11 protein-coding genes are annotated in these 20,127 nt (G+C 54.7%); 8 read left to right on the top strand and 3 right to left on the bottom strand.

Annotation, left to right across the window (positions count from 1 at the left end):
• Positions 1–9 precede the first annotated feature (9 nt).
• Genes D7X94_RS07375 through D7X94_RS07360 form a run of 4 tightly spaced genes read left to right on the top strand, consistent with a single transcriptional unit; the run spans position 10 to position 7,145 of the window.
• Positions 10–3,036 carry a type I restriction endonuclease subunit R gene (locus D7X94_RS07375; protein WP_120427089.1) on the top strand — a complete coding sequence of 1,009 codons (3,027 nt, stop codon included), beginning with the start codon at positions 10–12 and terminating at the stop codon, positions 3,034–3,036.
• A complete protein-coding gene (locus tag D7X94_RS07370; protein ID WP_120427088.1) occupies positions 3,029–4,213 on the top strand; it encodes a restriction endonuclease subunit S in 1,185 nt (394 codons plus the stop codon). The genes D7X94_RS07375 and D7X94_RS07370 overlap by 8 nt, the downstream gene beginning before the upstream one ends.
• Positions 4,214–4,218: 5 nt before the next feature.
• Positions 4,219–5,340, top strand: a complete 1,122-nt coding sequence (locus D7X94_RS07365) for an AAA family ATPase (protein ID WP_199715041.1) — start codon at positions 4,219–4,221, stop codon at positions 5,338–5,340.
• 11 nt (positions 5,341–5,351) lie between these two features.
• A complete protein-coding gene (locus tag D7X94_RS07360) occupies positions 5,352–7,145 on the top strand; it encodes a type I restriction-modification system subunit M (protein WP_120427086.1) in 1,794 nt (597 codons plus the stop codon).
• A gap of 172 nt (positions 7,146–7,317) precedes the next feature.
• Here the strand turns inward: D7X94_RS07360 and D7X94_RS07355 are convergent, their stop codons facing one another.
• The 3 genes from D7X94_RS07355 to D7X94_RS07345 all read right to left on the bottom strand — a co-directional run bounded on the left by D7X94_RS07355 (position 7,318) and on the right by D7X94_RS07345 (position 13,650).
• Positions 7,318–9,096, bottom strand: coding sequence for an ABC transporter ATP-binding protein (locus tag D7X94_RS07355; protein ID WP_199715039.1), 1,779 nt, complete (start codon positions 9,094–9,096; stop codon positions 7,318–7,320).
• Positions 9,097–9,480: 384 nt separating this feature from the next.
• A complete protein-coding gene (locus D7X94_RS07350; protein WP_120427085.1) occupies positions 9,481–11,190 on the bottom strand; it encodes an ABC transporter ATP-binding protein in 1,710 nt (569 codons plus the stop codon).
• 885 nt (positions 11,191–12,075) lie between these two features.
• Positions 12,076–13,650 (bottom strand): cellulase family glycosylhydrolase, encoded by a 1,575-nt coding sequence (locus D7X94_RS07345; RefSeq protein ID WP_158590938.1) that lies wholly within the window; start codon positions 13,648–13,650, stop codon positions 12,076–12,078.
• A 584-nt stretch (positions 13,651–14,234) separates the two neighbouring features.
• Between D7X94_RS07345 and D7X94_RS07340 the strand changes: the two genes are divergently transcribed.
• From D7X94_RS07340 to D7X94_RS07325, 4 genes are all read left to right on the top strand, one after another.
• Positions 14,235–15,230, top strand: coding sequence for a glycosyltransferase family 2 protein (locus tag D7X94_RS07340; protein WP_120427083.1), 996 nt, complete (start codon positions 14,235–14,237; stop codon positions 15,228–15,230).
• Between the two features lie 489 nt (positions 15,231–15,719).
• A complete protein-coding gene (locus D7X94_RS07335; protein WP_158590937.1) occupies positions 15,720–17,033 on the top strand; it encodes an oligosaccharide flippase family protein in 1,314 nt (437 codons plus the stop codon).
• Positions 17,030–18,169, top strand: coding sequence for a CDP-glycerol glycerophosphotransferase family protein (locus tag D7X94_RS07330; RefSeq protein WP_120427081.1), 1,140 nt, complete (start codon positions 17,030–17,032; stop codon positions 18,167–18,169). The genes D7X94_RS07335 and D7X94_RS07330 overlap by 4 nt, the downstream gene beginning before the upstream one ends.
• Before the next feature lie 511 nt (positions 18,170–18,680).
• Positions 18,681–20,069, top strand: coding sequence for a sugar transferase (locus D7X94_RS07325; protein WP_120427080.1), 1,389 nt, complete (start codon positions 18,681–18,683; stop codon positions 20,067–20,069).
• Positions 20,070–20,127: the final 58 nt, after the last annotated feature.

The raw sequence follows: 20,127 nt of genomic DNA, 5'->3' as shown, positions 1-20,127 counted from the left end.
ACTCCCGCCATGAGATCCGAACGGGAAATTGAGATAAATTTTATTAATAGCCTGCGGAACTTGAAGTATAAATATCGGGAAGATATTAAAGATAAGGCTTCCCTGGAAGCGAATTTCAGAGCGCATTTTGAAAGATCCAATCGTGTTAACCTGAGCGATTCCGAGTTCACGCGGCTGCGGGACAGCATCATAACCTCCGGCGTGTTTGCCGCCGCCAAAGCTCTGCGGGAAGTGAACACCTTCAAACGTGACGACGACACCCCCCTGCAATACACCCTTCTAAATTTGCGGGATTGGTGCAAAAACGAATTTGAGGTAGTCAATCAGTTACGGATTAACACAGACCACAGCAGCCACCGCTATGATGTCATTCTCCTAATCAACGGCATCCCGGTTGTCCAGATTGAGCTGAAAACATTACAGATCTCCCCTAAAAAAGCCATGGAGCAAATTGTCCATTACAAAAACGACCCTGGAAACGGCTATACAAATTCTTTGTTGTGCTTTATGCAGCTCTTTATTGTAAGCAACGAAACCAAGACCTACTATTTTGCAAATAATCATACAGAGCATTTTTGCTTTCACGCAGATGAGAGGTTCTTGCCTGTCTATGAGTTTGCCGACAGGGAAAACAGAAAGATATCCAATCTCTATGAATTCACCGCAAGCTTTTTACCAAAATTCGCCCTGGGAGAATTGATCAGCCGGTACATCGTGCTGATGGCCAGTGAACAGAAATTGATCATTATGCGCCCCTATCAGATTTATGCTGTGAAAGCAATCCTGGACTGTATCGATGAAAATAGAGGAAACGGGTATATCTGGCATACCACCGGGAGCGGAAAGACCCTTACATCCTTTAAAGCATCTACGCTTTTGAAGGATAATCCGGAAATCGAAAAATGTCTCTTTGTTGTGGACCGGAAAGATCTGGACCGGCAGACCCGTTTGGAATTCAACAAATTTCAGGAGGGCTGCGTGGAGGAGAATACCAACACCGAAAGCCTGGTCAGGCGTCTCACCTCCGACGACTATAAGGATAAAGTGATCGTGACTACCATTCAGAAGCTGGGGTTGGCCCTGGATGAGAGCAGCAAAAAAAACCAGGAGAAAAAAAGGAAGGGCCAGCCCACATTTAAAGAAAGACTGGCCAAGCTCCAGAACAAGCGCATCGTCATCATTTTTGACGAATGCCATCGTTCCCAATTTGGGGAAAACCACGACGCGATTAAGAGCTTCTTCCCAAAAGCACAGCTTTTTGGTTTTACTGGAACCCCAATCTTTGACGAAAATTCCACCTACAAAAAAATAGACGGCACCATCGGCTCTTACAGAACAACCAAGGACGTGTTCCAGCAGGAGCTGCATACCTACACGATTACCAACGCCATTGACGATGGCAACGTGCTGCGTTTCCACATCGACTATTTTAAGCCTAACGACTGGAAAAAAGCGGCGAAGGCCGGCTCCGCAATCAGCAAAACGAAAATTGTGGAAGCCATCCTTTCAAAACACGACGCCCTGACCTTTGGCCGCCGCTATAACGCGATTTTCGCTACAGCTTCTATCAACGGGGCAATTGAATACTTTGACCTGTTTCAAGCGCTGCAAAAAAGATTCGCGCGGGACCGCGAAAACTTTACTCCCCTTAACGTTGCCTGCGTTTTTTCTCCACCGGCGGAGGGGAATAAGGACGTGAAACAGCTGCAAGAGGATCTTGAGCAGGAAAAAGCTGACAATCGGGAAAATCCCGACAAGAAAAAAGCGGCGCTGAGAAGGATTATTGCAGATTACAACGGAAAATATGGAACAAACCACAGCATAAACGAGTTTGACCTGTACTATCAGGATGTGCAGAAACGCATTAAGGATCAGCAATACGGCAATGGGGATTATCCCCATGAAAACAAGATCGACATCGTCATTGTGGTCGACATGCTGCTGACCGGATTTGACTCCAAATATTTAAACACATTGTATGTGGATAAAAACCTCAAGCAGCACGGCCTAATCCAAGCCTTCTCCAGGACCAATCGTGTGCTGAATCCCACAAAGCCATATGGGAATATCATCGACTTTAGAGGTCTGGAAGCGGAAGTCGATGACGCCATCAAGCTGTTTTCCGGCAGGGAAAACGCGGAAAGGGTCAAAGAAATCTGGCTTGTGGATCCGGCCCCGGTTGTGGTTGAAAGGCTGGAAAAAGCCGTTACAGCGCTTAAACGGTTTATGAAATCCCAGGGCCTTGCCTATAGGCCGGAGGAAGTGAGCAATCTGAAGGGGGATGCCGCCCGTGCGGAATTCATTGATGAATTTAAAGAAGTGCAGCGGTTAAAAACCCAACTGGACCAATATACGGAAATAGGCAAAGAGCAGGCGGGCATCATTGCCGGGCTGCTGCCTGAGGACACCTTGCGGGCGTTCCGAGGAGCCTATCTTGAAACCGCCGAAAGACTAAAAGAGCAGCAGGGCAAGGGGCTTCCAGATCAAGAGCCAGAAGCAGCGCGGCTTGATTTTGAGTTTGTTCTGTTTTCTTCGGCCATTATTGATTATGACTACATCATGGCGCTTCTTTCTCGATACACCCAGCCCAATGTTTCTCAAAAAGAAAAGATGACAAAAAAGGAATTGGTGGATCTCATTGCTTCTACCTCTAATTTGATGGAAGAGCGGAAGGACATTGAAGCGTATATCGAGGAACTCGACAGATATATCAAAACTTTTGAGAACCATCAGGGCCTTACAGAACAAGAAGTTATGGACGGCTATCATAAGTTCAAAGCTAAAAAATCAGTAGATGAACTTGGGGCGCTTTCCCAGAAATACGGTCTTGAGGCGGATTCTTTGCAAACCTTTGTCAACGGCATTATGGAAAGAAAGATTTTTGACGGCGAAAAGCTAAGCGACTTATTGGAGCCCCTTGATCTTAGTTGGCGCGATAGAATCAAAAAGGAATTGGATCTGATGGATGACTTAATTCCACTGCTGAAAAAGTTGGCCGGTGGCCAGGAGATTGTGGGGCTAAAAGCGTATGAGTAAAAAAGAAAAGATAGCGTTCCACCTGAAATATAGATTTTCGGAGTTTGTGGAAAACGGCCCTCCTCTTTTTGAAAACGCAAACTTGCTTTTTAAGCAGGTCAACAATCGAAATCATCGCGCTGATTTACCGATCCTCGCTATTTCTCAAGAATATGGCGCAATTCCAAGAGATAAGATTGATTATACCGTTTCCGTTTCTGCCAAAAGCCTGGAAAGCTATAAAGTGGTGGAAAAAGGCGATTTTATAATTTCCCTAAGGTCGTTCCAGGGCGGCATTGAATATTCCGTATATCACGGCATTTGCAGTCCCGCCTATATCATTCTGCGAAAAAGGGTCGATATTGAAGAGAGATATTACAAATATTATTTCAAGTCTTATAGATTTATCCAGGATTTAAAAAAAGACCTTGAGGGAATACGAGATGGCAAAATGGTCAGCTATCGTCAGTTTTCCACGATATTGCTGCCCAGACCCGATAAAAAGGAGCAACAAAAAGTCGCCGACTGCCTCTCTTTCCTTGATAAATGGATTGCTGCGGAGGATAAGAAGCTATCCACGCTGAAGGACTACAAAAAAGGCTTGATGCAGAAGCTCTTCCCTGCTGCGGGCAAAACCATTCCAGAGTGGAGATTTCCGGAGTTCCGCGATTGTGGGGAGTGGGAAACGGCTTATGTATCAAAGCTGGTCTCCGTCATTACACCGCCAAAAAAAATCCCCTCTTCTGAATACCAGGCCAACGGCAAATTCCCAATTATAGATCAAGGGCAGGATTTGATTTGCGGATGGACGAATGATGCCGGCGCCGTAGTAAAATTCGAACAAAAATTATTGATTTTCGGGGATCACACCTGTATTATAAAGCTGATTGACAGGCCTTTTGCTCAAGGCGCCGATGGAATAAAAATTTTGTCAGCGAAAAAAAGAATCAGCGTAGAATTTCTATTTCATTATCTCTCTTTTCATCCGATAAAGTCTGATAGCTACAAAAGGCATTTTTCTGAATTAAAAGAAACACTGGTCCTGTTTCCCAATATAGAGAGCGGCGAACAGCAAAAAATCGCCGCCTGTTTTTCTACTCTTGATGAATGGATCACCGCGCAGGCTCAAAAAACGCAAGCCTTGCGAAATCATAAAAGGGGCCTGGTGCAAGGGCTTTTTCCTCTATTGAGGAGGTAAATATAATGAGCACAAAACAGTTTGCAAGCCTGAAAGGCCTGGCAAAAAATATCCGGGATAGCCTTGGCACGTCGGATACACCCGACACAAAAAATTACTTCCTCCTTTTTGCTTATAACGGGACCGGAAAAACCAGACTTTCAGGGGAATTTAAGGATTTGGGCAAGAAGAAAGTTTCCGGAAGCAAAGAAACAACCCGGGACACCCTATATTACAACGCCTTTACCGAGGATCTTTTTACCTGGTACAATGATTTGTATGAGGACACGGACAGGCGCCTGCTTTTCAACACGGACTCCCGCTTCTTCGACGGGCTGAGGGATCTTGAGATGGACACTCATATCCGGGAATTTTTGCGGGTCCATGTCGACTTTGATTTTACCATCAATTATGACGAGGGATATGTCAACTTTTCACGGGAAGTGAGAACCAGGGAGGGGCTAGAAACCGTCAGTGGGATCAAGATCTCCCGCGGCGAAGAAAACATGTTTATCTGGTGCTTTTTTCTTGCCATTATACAGCTGGTAAAGCTGGAATCCCTGTCCTACGACTGGGTTAAGTATATCTACATAGATGATCCGGTCTCCTCGCTTGATGACAACAATGTCGTCGCGATGGCGTGCCAGCTGGCGGAACTGCTTAAGGACTGCCGGACTAAAACGGTCATCTCCACCCATCACGCGTTATTTTTTAATGTGATGCATAATGAACTGAAAAAAGAGAGCACGGCAAGCCGGTTCCTAAGTTTTAACAAAGAAACAGGAAAATATATTGTGAAAAATACAGGGGATACCCCCTTCTTCCATCATATCGCTTTGATAAAAGAATTAAAGAGGGCTGCGGACAGCGGGAAAATTTACACCTATCATTTTAATATTTTGAGAAATGTCCTGGAAAAAACCGCCGCTTTTCATGGATTTAATCATTTTTCAGCATGTATAAAGTGGGAAGAGGACGATTTAGACGGCATAATCTACGCACGGATCATCAATCTGTTAAGCCATGGCAATCATTCCGTATTTCAGCCTATTGAAATGGTGGCCGATAATAAGGCTCTGTTCAGAAAGGCGCTGGCTGGATTTTTGGAAACTTACAAATTTAACGACGACTTGTTTACAGAGGAATAGAGGTGCCCGCCATGAACGACGCAAATCAAAAAGAACTGGGAAAAACTCTTTGGGGCATTGCCGACAAGCTCCGGGGAGCGATGAACGCGGACGACTTTCGGGATTACATGCTGTCGTTTCTTTTTCTGCGCTATCTCTCCGACAATTATGAAACAGCCGCCCAAAAGGAGCTTGGAAAGGACTATGCCATCTGTGAAAAGGAAATTGTGGCTGCTAATGACGAAACCCGGAATGAAATCATAGCCGAATTGAAGCGGCGGGTAATAGACTATTTTGAATCATTGCCGGTAGAAAAGCTGCCAGTAAAAGAAAACGAAACCGACAAAACAGCCATTCAACAAGCGCGGCAAGCGCGGATTGACGACTATGAAGTCCTGCTTGAGAGCGGCAAACTGACCCCGCTGGGAGTTTGGTATATCAGAAATTTGGACCAGATAACCGAGTTTGAAAAGCAAATGCGCCGGAAGGTCCATTTTGTCATACAGCCTTACTATTTGTGGAGCACTATATATGAACTGGCCAGAACGCAAAGCAACCAGCTCTTAAATATCCTGCAAAGGGGCTTTAAATTTATCGAAAACGAATCTTTTGACAGCACCTTTCGCGGTCTGTTCTCGGAGGTGAATCTGGATTCTGAAAAGCTCGGGAGGAATTATGAGGCGCGCAATGGAATGCTGTGCTCCATCATAACGCAAATTGCCGAAGGGCTCGCCGGATTTACAAATGAAACCGACCTCTTGGGAGACGCGTATGAATATTTAATTGGACAGTTTGCCGCCGGCTCTGGCAAAAAAGCTGGGGAATTCTATACGCCCCAGCAAATCTCCACCATTCTTTCCCGCATTGTCATTCTGGACAGCCAAGATCCCCAAAACGGCAAAAAGACCTTTATCCGCAATCTCTTGGATTTTGCCTGCGGGTCGGGCTCGCTCCTCATCAACGTTCAAAAGCAGCTTGGCCCTAATCGTATCGGGCAAATCTATGGGCAGGAAAAAAACATTACAACGTATAACCTAGCCCGTATGAACATGCTGCTGCACGGCTTTAAAGATTCCGAATTTCAGATTTTCCACGGAGACTCCCTGACCAATGACTGGCCCATCCTCAGCGAGATGAACCCAGCCAAAAAGCTAAAATGCGACGCGGTTGTGGCCAATCCTCCATTTAGCTATCGTTGGAGCCCTGACGACACTCTGGCGGAGGACTTCCGCTTTAAGAGCTACGGGCTTGCTCCAAAGTCAGCGGCTGACTTTGCTTTTTTGCTGCACGGCTTCCACTTTTTAAGCGACGATGGAACGATGGCAATCATTCTGCCCCACGGCGTTCTCTTTCGCGGCGGTGTGGAAGAACGAATCCGGACAAAGCTGCTGAAGGATGGCAGCATTGACGCGGTTATAGGCCTGCCGGCCAATCTATTCTTTTCCACCGGAATACCCGTCTGCATTCTTGTGCTTAAAAAGCGCAGAAAATTCGATGACGTGCTATTTATCAACGCAAGCAAGCATTATGAGAAGGGAAAGCGCCAAAACGTCCTCCTGCCGGAGCATATCGACCGAATTGTTGAAACCTATCAGTTCCGGAAAGAGGAAGATAGCAGGTACTCCCGCCGGGTTTCCATGAAGGAAATCAGCGGGCACCGTTTTAACCTGAATATCTCCCATTATGTAAACACGGCTGAAGAGGAGGAACCTATTGACCTGACCGAGGTAAAAAAGGACCTGGACCATATTGAGCAGGACATTATCGACGCAAAAAAAAAGCACAATCAGTTTTTAAAAGAACTTGGCCTGCCAGAGCTGCAATAAATAGCCGTACTCGCATACTTCGGCACAGAAGAATTTGTAATGCAGGCATCTTCTATAACCCGCAAACAGGGTCTAAGCCGTTTCTTTTCGGCTATGAACGCAAGTCTCTCCTGCATCAAACCGGTTTCAATAGCAGTACCCGGAAGATTCGGCGCCTTCCGGGTACGTTTGCTCACTGAAACTGAGAATTATACAGGCTTGCGTAGAAGCCGTTTTTGGCCATCAGCTCCTGGTGGTTCCCCTGCTCCACAATGTCTCCGTCCCGGACCACCAGAATGTTGTTGGCGTTCTGGATGGTGGACAGCCGGTGGGCGATGACAAAGCAGGTCTTATCCTTCATCAAGGTGCGCATAGCCGCCTGAATCTGCTGCTCGGTGCGGGTGTCTACGTTGGAGGTGGCCTCGTCCAGGATCAGCATCCGGGCGTCCAGTAGCATGGCCCTGGCAATGGTCAGCAGCTGCTTCTGGCCCTGGGAGATATTGATGCCGTTCTCGTCCAGGATGGTGTCGTAGCCCTGGGGAAGGGCCTTTATGTACCGGTGGATCCGGGCCGCCTTGGCCGCGGCCTCCACGTCCTCCCGGCGGGCGTCCTTTTTGCCGTACGCCAGATTCTCAAAGACCGTGCCCGTAAAGAGCCAGGTGTCCTGGAGGACCATGGCGTAGGAGAGCCGCAGGCTCTTTCGGGTGATGCTCTGGATGTCCCGGCCGTCCAGGGTGATGCGTCCCCGGTCCGGGTCGTAGAAGCGCATGAGCAGGTTGATCAGGGTGGTCTTGCCCGCGCCGGTGGGGCCCACGATGGCGGTCAGGCCCCCGGGCGGGGCGTGCAGGTCCAGGTTGTGGATGATGGTCTTGTCCGGGTCGTAGCCAAATCCCACGCCCTCCATGCGCACGTCCCCCTCCACATGGGAGAGCTCCAGGGCGTCCGGAGTGTCCTCCGGCTCGGAGGGCTGGTCCATCAGGTCAAAGACCCGCTCCGCCGCCGCGCAGGCGGACTGGAGCTCGCTGACGATGTTGGCCATCTCGTTGATGGGGCCGGAGAACCGCCGGGAGTACAGCACAAAGCTGGATAGGTCCCCGATGGAGATCCGCTGCAGCAGAAACAGCACCGCGCCGAACATGCTGATAAAGGCCAGGGAGAGGTTGTTGATGAAGTTTACCGAGGGACCGGTCATGGCGCCGTAGTAGTCGGCATTGTAGTAGGCGTCCACGGCCTCCTTGTTTTTCCGATCAAACCGGCCGACCATAGTTTGCTCCTGGTGGTAGGCCTTCGTGGTTTTCTGGCCGCTAATGATCTCCTCTACAAAGCCGTTCAGCTCTCCCAGCTTCACGGAGCGCTTGTGGAAGAGGGGCCGCACCTTTCGGGTCATGTACCGGGTGAACAGCACGGACAGCGGGATGGTCACTGCGAACACCAGCACCAGCATGGGGGAGATGGCAATCATCATCACAAGGGAGCCCACCACGGTGATGGCGCTGGCGGCGATCTGCAGCAGGTCGTTTGAGAGGGAGGCGTTCACTGTGTCGATGTCATAGGAGAGGTGGCTGACGATGTCCCCGGTCTGGTGCTGGTCAAAGTACCGCACGGGGAGCAGGGTGAGCCGGTCGAAAACCTGCTGGCGCATCTCCCGGACAATCTTCTGGCTAAGGTGGATCATGAGGATGGACAGGGCGTAGGAGAAGGCGGAGGAGATGGCGTAGAACAGCACCATGAGCCCGCAGTAGAAGAACACTGTGGGAAAGTCTACCCCGCCGGGGACAAGCCCGATGGCGTCGATGGCCCGGCCGGAGAGATACGGCCCCAGCAGGGCCAGAAGATTGCTGGCCACGGTGAGCAGCACCGCCCCCAGGGCCATGAATTTGTGGGCATAGATATAGCCCCACAGGCGGATGAGCACCTTTTTCCGGTCCCGGGGCTTTTCGATGGGGCCTCTCGGCATGAATCTGGGGGGCATAGGCTGGTTCCTCCTGAAAACGAAAATCAAGGCTTCTTAATATATATTCATGGGCCTTCGGCCTGGAAGTTGCGCCCAGAGCTGGCTGGTTCCGGTTTCCAGGGGACGCTTTTTCTCTTGCAAAAAGCGTCCCCTCTTGACGGACTCCGTCCGTCAATTCACCCCTTGCAAAAATGCGCTTCTCAGGTGTTTAAGGTCAAGGGAAAGACCGTGGAGCTCCGCTCCACGCCACGCCAGGGGCCTAACGCCCCTGGACCGCGTAATGTGTTGTGGCTACGCGAAAACCGTAAAACGTTCACGACGAACGAAGTGAGGAGTGGGTAAAAGTTTTTGATCAAACTTTTTTCAAAAAGTTTGTGGGGTTTGGGGCAACGCTCCAAGGTCTTAGGCACCCTCGCCCATCTGAGAGACGGCGATCTCCCGATAGACGCCGCAGCTTTCCAGCAGTTCCTCGTGGGCGCCGTAGCCCAGCTCCTTGCCCTCGTCCAGCACCAGAATATGGTCCGCGTGGTAGATAGAGCTCACCCGCTGGGCGATGATCACTGTAGTGATCCCGCCGTATTCCTGGCGCAGAGCCTGGCGCAGGGCCGCGTCCGTGCGGTAGTCCAGGGCAGAGGAGGAGTCGTCCAGAATGAGGATCTCCGGCGTACCCGCCAGCGCCCGGGCAATGAGCACCCGCTGCTTCTGCCCGCCGCTGAGGTTCGTGCCCTTGGAGGTGAGCATGTGGTCGAAGCCCTCCGGCAGGCCGGAGATGAACTCCATGGCCTGGGCGCATCGGGCGGCTTTTTCGATGGCCTCCTGGGAGAGCCCCCGGCCGAAGTCGATGTTCTCCCGGATGGTGTCCGCGAAGAGCACGTCGTTCTGGAACACCACCCCGAACTTCCGGTGGAGCTCCTCGTCCGGGATGGAGGCAATGGGCCTGCCGCCAATGGTGATCTTCCCGCTGTCCGCGTCATACAGGCGCATGAGCAGGTTGATCAGGGTGGACTTGCCGCAGCCGGTGGCCCCGATGATTCCCAGGGTCTCCCCCTGCTTCAGCCGGAAGCTGATGTCCTCCACGCTGGGGTCCGTTTTGCCATAAGAGAAGGTCACGTGGTCAAAGGCCACATGGTCCGGGCCCTCCTCCCGCTCTCCGGGAACGGTCTGCAGGTCCGCCGGGGCGGTCATCACCTGGGCGATCCGGTTGCCAGAGGCCGAGCTCCGGGAAAAGGACACGAAGATCCGGGTCATGGCCATCATGGCGTTGAGAATAATGGTGAAATAGCTCAAAAAGGCGATGATCTTTCCCGGCTGGGTCAGACCCTCGTTCACCCGGAACGCGCCCACAATGATCACAGCCGTCAGGCCCAGGTTCAAAAACAGGTTCATCAGGGGGTTGGTCAGGGCCATGGTGACGCCGGCCCTGGTCTCCTTCTCCACCACGCCGTCGTTCACCCCGGCGAAGCGCTCCTTCTCGTAGTCCACCTTGGAGAGGGCCTTGATCACCCGGATGCCGGAGATGGTCTCCCGCACCGTGCGCACCATGGAGTCCACGCTCTGCTGGAGCTGGGTATACATGGGCACGCCCCGCTTGGAGACGGCATACACCAGAAGGGCGATAAAGGGCAGGGTGCACACCAGCACCAGAGTGAGAACCGGGTCCAGGGTGAGGGTGATGAGCACCCCGCCCACCAGCAGAATGGGGGCCCGGACGCCGATGCGCTGCATCATGCCCAGCATCTGGTGGACATGATAGGTGTCGGTGGTGAGGCGGGCCTCCAGGGACGGCACGGAGAAGGCGTCCACCTGGGCGCAGGAGAGCTGGGAGATCTTGGCGAACAGGTCGTGGCGGATAGCCTGGGTGGTGTGCTGGGCCACCCAGGCGGCCATGCGGTTGGCTAAAATATTGGTGACCCAGGCCGCCACCGCCGCGCCCACCATGGCCCCGCCCCACAGGGCGATCAGTCCCATGTCCTTTGTGGGGGCCACCTCGTCGATCATGTAGGAGAGGATCCAGGGCAGCAGCAACTCCACGGCCGAGCCCGTGAACTTGATGGTCAGCCCCAGGCTCATCCGGGGCACAAACGGCTTCAGATAACGGAAAATGATTCTCATGAACGAAACTCCTTTTTAGACCGTGGGGTTTCACCCCACACCCCACAAACTTTTTGAAAAAAGTTTAATCAAAAACTTTTACCCACTCCTCGCTCTGCTCGTCGTGAACGTTTGATGTTTTTTGCCGAGCTAACCTGACAACCGTAAAAGTTTCGTAGACTTCGTGAAACGAAGTCTTACCTTTCTCAAAGGTTGCAGGGTGTGGGGTGAGCGTCTGCCAGTGGCAGACATGCTGCGAACCGACCGAGGCGGCAGCCGAGACCGAAGTCCCACGGTCTTGCCCTTGACCTTAATACCTGAGAAGCGCAATTTTTGCGGGGTGAATTGGCGGACGAAGTCCGCCAAGAGGGGTGCTTTTTGCAAGAATAAAAAACACCCCTAGTCTCGGAACCAGCCAGCTCTTTCAAGGGCTTTCCGCCTGCACGGCAGGCGGAATAGGGGACCCCCGACGAGGGGCGCTGGTCCCCTGTGGGGACCGTTCAGCGCCGACCGAAGCGGAAGCGTAGACTCCCTACGCAAAACGTCCCACCGGGACGTTTATGCTACCCTCCTGCGTTGTTTTCTCAGGTGTTTAAGGGCCAGGTCGTGGGGCTCCGCGCCCCACACCCCCGCCAGCTTAAGACCAACTGGACCGGTCAATGTATGGAGCTTTACGCTCTCAGCCAGCCTTGGGCGCAGTATCCCATCCCAGCCAAAACGCCCTCCTGGCCTTGTGCTCCTTACCGCGCCGCCACGCGCACTCGCCCCCATACAAACACTCAAAAACTCTCTTCCCCCATTATACCTCTATTTCGTTGCGAATACAACTATTTTTTTACGTGTCCCCCACTGATTTTTCTCCCGGCCCTGCGGGCTGAATCCAGGCCAGTCTGTCCAGCTGGTCTGTCAAAACCGCCCGAACACGAACTTCCCAGAAGGGCTCAGGTCCTGCTCCGTCCATTGGGCGCTGGGGTCCGTACCCGGCTTCAAAGCCGCCGAGGTCTCGTCCTTGTCGCAGAGGGACCAGTTTGCCCAGCTAATCCCTTTTTTCTCCAGAAATTCCAGCCAGACCTCCGCCTCGCCCAGATAGACCCCGCCGCTGCCGTCCGCAGCACTGGTCCCCCACTCGCTGACGAACAGGGGCAGGCCCGCCTCCAGCGCGCTCTCCGCCCGATCCCGAAGCCACTGCCCGTGGGTGCCCGCGTAGAAGTGCAGGGTGTACATGAGATTTTCCCCCTCCAACGGGTCGGCGGCGGCCAGATGGATGTCCTGGCTCCAGGTACCGCTGCCGATGAGGATCACGCTCCGGGGGGATTTCTCCCGAATCGCCCCGGCCACCTCCTGGGCGTAGGGCTTGATGTCCCGGGCCCAGTCCACATTGCCGTTGGGCTCGTTGCAGATTTCATAGAGCACCGCTGGCTGGTCCTGGTAGCGCTCCGCCATCTCCGAGAAAAAGGCCTTGGCCTCGCTGAGATGGTCCATGGGGTTGCCGTCGGAGAGGATGTGCCAGTCCAGGATCACATACAGGTCCTGGTGGACGGCGGCATCCACCGCCTCTATGGCCCGCTGCTTCATGGCCTCCGGCTGGGAGAGGTAGCCCCCCTCCCCGGTGTACATGGCCACCCGGAACAGGTTGGCCCCATAGGCGGCGGTGTTTTTCACGGCCTGCTCCCCGGCGAACTGGGGGAACCACTGGATCCCGTGGCTGCTCATGCCGTGGAGGACCACCGGCTCCCCGGCCTCGTTGCAGAGCTGGGTGCCCTTCACCTGAAGCCAGCCGTTCTCCGCCACGCCCCCGGAGATGGGCTTCGCCGTGGGGCCGGGAGAAGGGGCCGGGCTCCGGCTGGGCGCGGGAAGCTCCTCTATCAGCCGCCGGGCCCGGTCAATCAGGGTGCATGCCTCGGCCCGGGTCAGGCTGGATTTGGGGTGGAACCGCCCGCTTCCATCCCCCCGGGCCACCCCCACGGAGTAGGCGGCCAGGACCTCCTCGTAGTACCGGCCGTCCAGCTGGGAGAAGTCCCGGATCTTCTGGCTCTCCGTGTTGTAGTCTCCCCGGACGTCCGGCAGGAAGGCCCGCATGAGGATTTTCACCGCCAGTTGCCGCTGGATGGGCTTGCCGAAGGTCTCCCCGGTGGGCGGGATCTCGTCCCAGTCGTACCAGCCCCGGTCCAGGCCGGTCCGCAGGTAGCCGGAGGCCCAGTGCCCGCCATCCCCGCCGGTATTCGCCACGCCCGCGCATCGGGCGGTGATGGCCACCAGCTCTGCGGCGGTGACCGGCCGGTTGGGACGAAAACTGCCGTCCGGATAGCCGTTCAGCCAGCCTCGGCGGGCCATGTCCAGCACCTGGGGCTCGTACCAACTGCCGGGGGCCACGTCGGTAAACACCCGATTCGAAGGGGGCGCGGCGGGAATTCCAAGGGCCAACGCAATGGACAGCGCCGCCATCAGCGCGATTTTGATGAAGCCTGCTCGATTTGTCACGGTTATTCCTCCCAAAAGGACAAATAGTAGTTTAAAGTATACTTTCTTGATAGTCATACGGAGTGGCCTTCGGCGACTCAAGGGCTGCTCGCCCTTGAGAATCCTCGCCAACGCAAAGGCGGCGTTGGATCCGCCACTGCGCATTCCGCTAACTTTTGCGCACTCAGCTAACCAGGATAAAAGTTTTGTCCACTTTTTCAAAAGTGGCGTGGTGTGGAGCAGCGCTCCACGGTCTTGCCCTTGACCTTAAGACCTGAGAAGCGCATTTTTTGAAGGTGAATTGCCGGGCGAAGCCTGGCAAGAGGAAACTTTTTGCAAGAGAAAAAAGTTTCCTAGTCCCGGAACCAGCCAGCTCTGGGCGCAGTATCTCAGCTCAAAGTTCCCATCCAGTTGTGTGTCTGTCGCCAAGCTGCCCCGCACGCCGTTCCCCCCATAAAAACTCTTAAAAAGTATACTATATCCGGAGCGGCTTGGCAAGAGAGGCGGGCCGCCGGAAAAAGGGGGGACTTGCAAAATGATGACGGACTGTGTATAATATTCTAAATAAAGAAAAACCCTTTTGGCGCCGGAAGGAGGCGCGCTCTATGCCAAAAATCACCGTGGCGATTCCCGTTTACAATGTGAAGAGCTATCTGGAAAAATGTGTCCGCTCTGTTTTGGACCAGACAGAACGGGATTTTGAGCTACTGCTCATAGACGATGGCTCCACCGATGGCAGCGGGGAGCTCTGCGATCATCTGGCCCGGCAGGACACCCGGATTCGGGTGATCCACCAGGAGAACCGGGGCCTGGGCGGGGCCAGAAACACCGGGATCGAGGCCGCCCTGGGGGAGTGGATCCTGTTTCCGGACAGCGACGATTGGCTGGAGCCGGAAACTTTGGAACGGGCCCTGCGCGCCGGGGAACGCGCTGGGGCGGATATTGCCGCTTTTGCCTTCCGTACAGTGGACGAGGCCGGCCGGGAGCTCCATGTTTTCCGGGAGGACCTGCCCGTGGACGTGGGCCTGGACGTCGCCGCCCGCAGGGAGGTCCTGCTGGCCGCGCCCAGCGCCTGGTGCCGGCTCTATAAGATCGCGCTTTTTCGGGAAACCGGCGTACGCTACCCCCCACGGGTATGGTATGAGGATGTGCGCACCACCCTGAAGCTCCTGCCCAGCTGCAAAAGGAGCGTCTACACGGATTATGTAGGGTATAACTACCTGCAACGGGCCGGGTCCATTATGAACAATCTGAATCTGGCTCGGAACCGGGAAATCCTGGATGCTTTCGACGACATTCTGGACTGGTATAGGAAGCAAGGGCTTTTTGACCAATATAAGGACGAGCTGCGGCATCTGACCCTGGTCCATGTGTATCTGACCGCCTCTGTGCGGGTGCTGCGCCAGGATCCCCGCCATCCTCTGCTGGAGGAGTTCCAGGCGTACCTTCTCCGGGAGTTTCCGGACTATAAGGAGGACGTCTACCACAGCCGCCTGACTCGTAACCAGCGTCTGGCCCTGGACCTGCTGGACAGCGGACGGGTTTCCCTGCTCCACTGGATTTTCAGGCTGAAGGACGCCCTGGGGAGGGGAAGGTCGTGAGGCTCTGGGTCTCACCTGCCGGTTCGGTCGACGACGGGAAATCGCCACTGGCGATTTCCCGTCGCCCTCACACTCCGCCACTTTTGAAAAAGTGGACAAAATTTTTACCCACTCCTCGCTTTGCTCGTCGTGAACGTTTGATGTTGGTTGACGAGCTAACCGAACAACCGTAAAATGTTTCGTAGACTTCGTGAAACGAAGTCTTACCTTTCTCAAAGGTTACGGGGATTGGGGCGGAGCCCCAAGTTTTTGCCCTTGACCTTAACACCTGAGAAGCGTATTTTTGCGGGTGAATTTGCGCAAGAATTGCGCAAAGAGGGGGCTTTTTTACAAGAAAAAAAGCCCCCTGGAAACCGGAACCAGCCAACTGCGTGCGCAGCTGCCAAGCCAAAGCGCCAGCCCAGGCATGTGCTCTTCTCCGCGCTGGCGCGCCCGCTCAGCCCCCCTTATACCATTATAAAAAGAAATCGATACGGAAGGAGCTTTCTTTTGAATCTGAAGGAAAAATGGAAGAGCCGCAAGCGCCACAGCCTGCTGGAAAACACCATCATGCTCTATATTCTCCAGTTCTCCAACATGTTCCTGGGAATGCTCACCCAGGGCTACAAGATGCGGGTGCTGGGGGTGGAGCTGGTGGGCGTTCTGGGCGCGGGACAGTACGCCGCCAACTTCTTTCTGATCTTTATGGACTTCGGCTTCCTGCTCTCCGCCACGGCGAAAATCTCCGCCCGGCGGGACAATAAAGAGGAGCTCTCCAGGATCCTCTCCTGCGTCATCGCGGCCAAGGTCCTCTTCGCCCTGATCTCTGTGGCGGTGCTCGCGTTCTTCATCGTGCCCAACCTCAGCGGGCCCGGGGAGGTCCTCACCTACAGCTTCTTCCTGCTGTCCACCATCACGGTCACCCTGCTGCCGGACTACATGTACCGGGGCCTGGAGCAGATGTCCGCCATCACCGTGCGGGCTGTGGCCATCAAGCTGGTGGCTACTGCCCTGGTCTTTCTGCTGGTCCGCCGGCCGGAGGACTTCTATCTGGTGCCCCTGTGCACCGCCATCGGCAACGGCGGCGCCCTGGCCTTTGTCTACTGGCATCTGTTCACCAGAGTGGGGGTCGGCTTCTGCCGGGTGCGGCCCAAGGAGGTCTGGGCCGAGATCAAGGATTCCTCCCAGTTTCTGTTCTCCCGCATGGCGGCGTCCATCAACTCCAACCTCAACGGCCTGCTTCTCAAGCATGTAATGCCCGACACCGGGGAAGGGCTCTACGCGAACCCCGCCACCGCCACCGGGCTCTATTCCAGCGCGGACACGGTGATCCTGGCCGCCCGCAACGGCATGTCCCCCATCGCGGACAGCCTCTACCCCCATATGATGAAGCACCGGAACTTCCAGATCATCAAAAAGGCCATGCTCTTCATCTATCCCGTGATCCTCCTGGGGTGTGGGGTGGTATTCCTCTTCGCCCAGCCCCTGCTCACCATCTGGCTTGGGCCCGAGGGGGTCAACGTGGTGCTGCCCCTGCGGCTGATGATCCCCGTGGCGGTGTTCGCCTTCCCCAACTACGTGCTGGGCTACCCCACCCTGGGGGCCATGGACCTCTCCAAATACGCCAACATCTCCACCGCCTTCGGCACGGCGGTCTATCTGCTGGGGGCGGGGATTGCCTATCTCACCGTAGGTATCAATCTGATCGTCCTCTGCCTGCTCTCCTCCTTGACGGAGCTCTCCATTCTGCTGTTCCGGCTGACGGTGATTCTCAAAAACCGGCGGATCCTTACGGGAAGCGCCCCGAAGGAGGTCGCCAAATGAGTTCTCTCCAGAATTTTGCCGGGAAGCTGGCCCGGAACATTCTCTGGCCCTGCCTCTCCCTGCTGCCGAAGAAACGGCGCAAGGTCCTATGCCAGAGCTTTCATGGCCGGGGATACTCCGACAGCCCTAAGGCCATTGCCGACGAGCTGCTGGATCGGGGCTGGGAGGTCCTGTGGGCGGTGAAGTCCCCCCAGGAGGCGGAATCCCTGCCCGTCGGGGTGCGCCCGGTCCTTCTGAACAGCCCGGCCTATATCTACCACATGTGCACGGCGGGAGTCTGGGTGGACAACTGCCGCAAGTGGGGCCGCCTCCGCAAGAGGTCCGGCCAGCTCTATGTGCAGACCTGGCACGGCTTTCCCCTCAAGCGCATCGAGAGAGACGCGGAGGATGCCTTGGCCCCGGACTATGTGGCGGCGGCGAAAAAGGACTCCGCCCTGTGCGACCTGCTCCTCTCCAACAGCGCGTTCCTTACAGAGATCTACCGTCGGGCTTTCTGGTACGGGGGAGAAGTCTTGGAGTGCGGTTTTCCCCGAAACGACTGCCTGTTCGCCTCGGGGGAAGAGGCCGCGGCCAAGGTTCGGCGGGAGCTGGGCCTGCCGGAGAAGAAAAAGTTATTGCTCTACGCCCCCACTTTCCGGAAGGACCAGGGCCTCTCGGCCTATGACCTGGACTACCGGCGGCTGGCAGAGGCCCTCTCCCAGCGTTTCGGCGGGGAATGGCTGGTGCTGGCCAAGCTCCACCCCAATATCGCGGACAAGGCGGAAAAGCTGCGGCTGGATCCCCGGTACGTGGTGAACGCCTCCCCCTATCCGGACATCCAGGAGCTCTATCTGGCCTGCGGCGCCCTGGTAACGGACTATTCCTCTGTCATGTTCGACTATATGAACACGGGCAAGCCCAGCTTTCTCTATGTGAACGATCTGGAGACCTACCGGGGGGACCGGAACTTCTATTTCGACCTGGACCTGCTGCCCTTTGCCCGGGCGGAGGACAACGCCCGGCTAGCTCAGACCATCCGGGACTTTGACGCAGAGGCCCAGAGCCGGCGCGTGGAGGATTTCCGGGAAAAATTCGGCATACTAGAGGATGGGCGCGCCGCCCAAAGGGTGGCGGATTGGCTGGAGGAGCGGTCCTGATAGAGGTTTTTGGCGGGGAATTTTGCATTTTGGAGAAATATGTGTTATAATGAGCAGGTTCCTTTTGGAAAGCATAGTTTTTGAGACCTTGGGGTTTCACCCCAAACCCCACAAACTTTTACCCACTCTTCGCTTTGCTCGTCGTGAACGTTCTATAGGTTTTTGCTAAGCTAACCAGCATAAAAGTTTCGCCCGCCCTTTCTAAAAGGCGACAGGGTGCGGGACGGAGTCCCACAGTCTTGACCTTGCTGAAACTCCTGAGAAAACAGCGTAGGAAGGATGAATGAAAGTCTCCAGCGGAGACTTTCAGAGGGAAACCTTCGCCGGGGGATTCCCTGGGCTCTGGAACCGGCCAGCGGCGTGCACAGGCGTACCAGCCAAAAGGCGCTCCGGGCCTGCTGGAATCTGGACGTGCCGCCGCGCCCAAAAGGCCCCCATACAACCTCTCAAAAAATCCTCGAAATCGTAAAAACTCGCGTTTCGCCGCGCATCATATATAGAAGGTGACTATATGCATGGCATGATCAAAAAGCTGAAGCGGACCGTGGTGTTCGTCTTGAAGCTGGCGTTGTTCGCGTCCCTGTTCGGCATATTCTTCGGCATTTTCGGCATCAACAATCCCTGGCTCTTCAATCTCTCCCGAACTACCGGCGTCACCATGGTGACCTTCGTGGTGCTGGGCATTGCCCTGATGTCCGTCTACGGCGGTTACGCGGTGGGCACCCAGAAGTCCAGGCCAATCATCCACTCCATGGCATTGGCCACCATCATCACCGATCTGGTCACCCACCTGCAGCTCTCCATCATGAACACCAGCCAGTTTAACAACGACCATTTTGTCTATGAAACACCTCATTTGCTCTTGCTGGTGATGTTTCTTCAGGTCATCGTCATTATCATTTTCGCCTATTTGGGGAATTTCATCTACTTCTCCCTGGAGCCCCCGGAGAAATGCTGTGTGGTTTCTTCCTCCCGGCAGAGTCTTGGCAGCATTATCCCGAAAATCCGGCGGTTTCCAAAGCAATACGAGATCGACGAGATCATTCGCTATGACGACCCCAAGATTCTGGATATCATCCTGCGCAACGACACTGTTTTCCTCTACGATGTCCCCGCCAAGGAGCGCACGGACCTGATCTCCTTCTGCTACCAGACTCAGAAGAATATCTACTACAATTTCGAGACCATCGACGTGGTGTCTCAGGGGGCGAAGTATGTCACGCTGGACGACAAATCCATGGTCATGTACATTGCCAAGGATCTGACCATGGAGCAGCGGATCGTCAAGCGCCTGACAGATCTGGCCATGGCTGTGATTGGTCTTGTGCTCACCAGTCCCATTATGCTGGCCTGCGCTATTGCCATCAAGCTGGAGGACCACGGCAAGGTGATGTACAAGCAGAAACGCCTGACCAAATACGGCCGGGTGTTCGAGGTGTACAAGTTCCGCACCATGAAGGAGGAAAACTCCATCCACAAGTCGGTGACAGCGGATGACGACCGGATCACAAGGGTGGGCCGGGTGTTGCGGAAGTTCCGCATCGACGAGCTGCCCCAGCTGATCAACATCCTCAAGGGGGACATGACTGTGGTGGGCCCCCGGCCGGAGATGCTGGAGAACGTGGAGAAATACACCGAGGAGCTGCCGGAGTTCTCCTACCGGCTGCGGATGAAGGCGGGCCTTACTGGCCTTGCCCAGATCTCCGGAAAATACAATACCTCCCCCAAGGACAAGCTAGTGATGGACCTGATGTACATTGAGAACTACAGTATCTGGCAGGATTTCAAGCTGATCTTCCAGACCATCACCGTGTTTTTGAAGGCCTCGGAGAGCACGGAGGCCTTTGGTAAGGAGGAGCTCTACGACTTTGACGAGGACCGGGAACGGGACCGGAAATAGGAGAAGGATGATATGGGGGATACGGGTGCAAGGGCTGAGTGGACGAGCAGCAGTCCGG

Origin of the sequence: Acutalibacter sp. 1XD8-33, assembly GCF_003612555.1 — a bacterium.
In the GTDB taxonomy this organism is placed as follows: domain Bacteria; phylum Bacillota; class Clostridia; order Oscillospirales; family Acutalibacteraceae; genus Acutalibacter.
The sequence above is the reverse complement of the archived record's forward strand: the minus strand, read 5'-3'. Positions and strand labels throughout refer to the sequence as shown.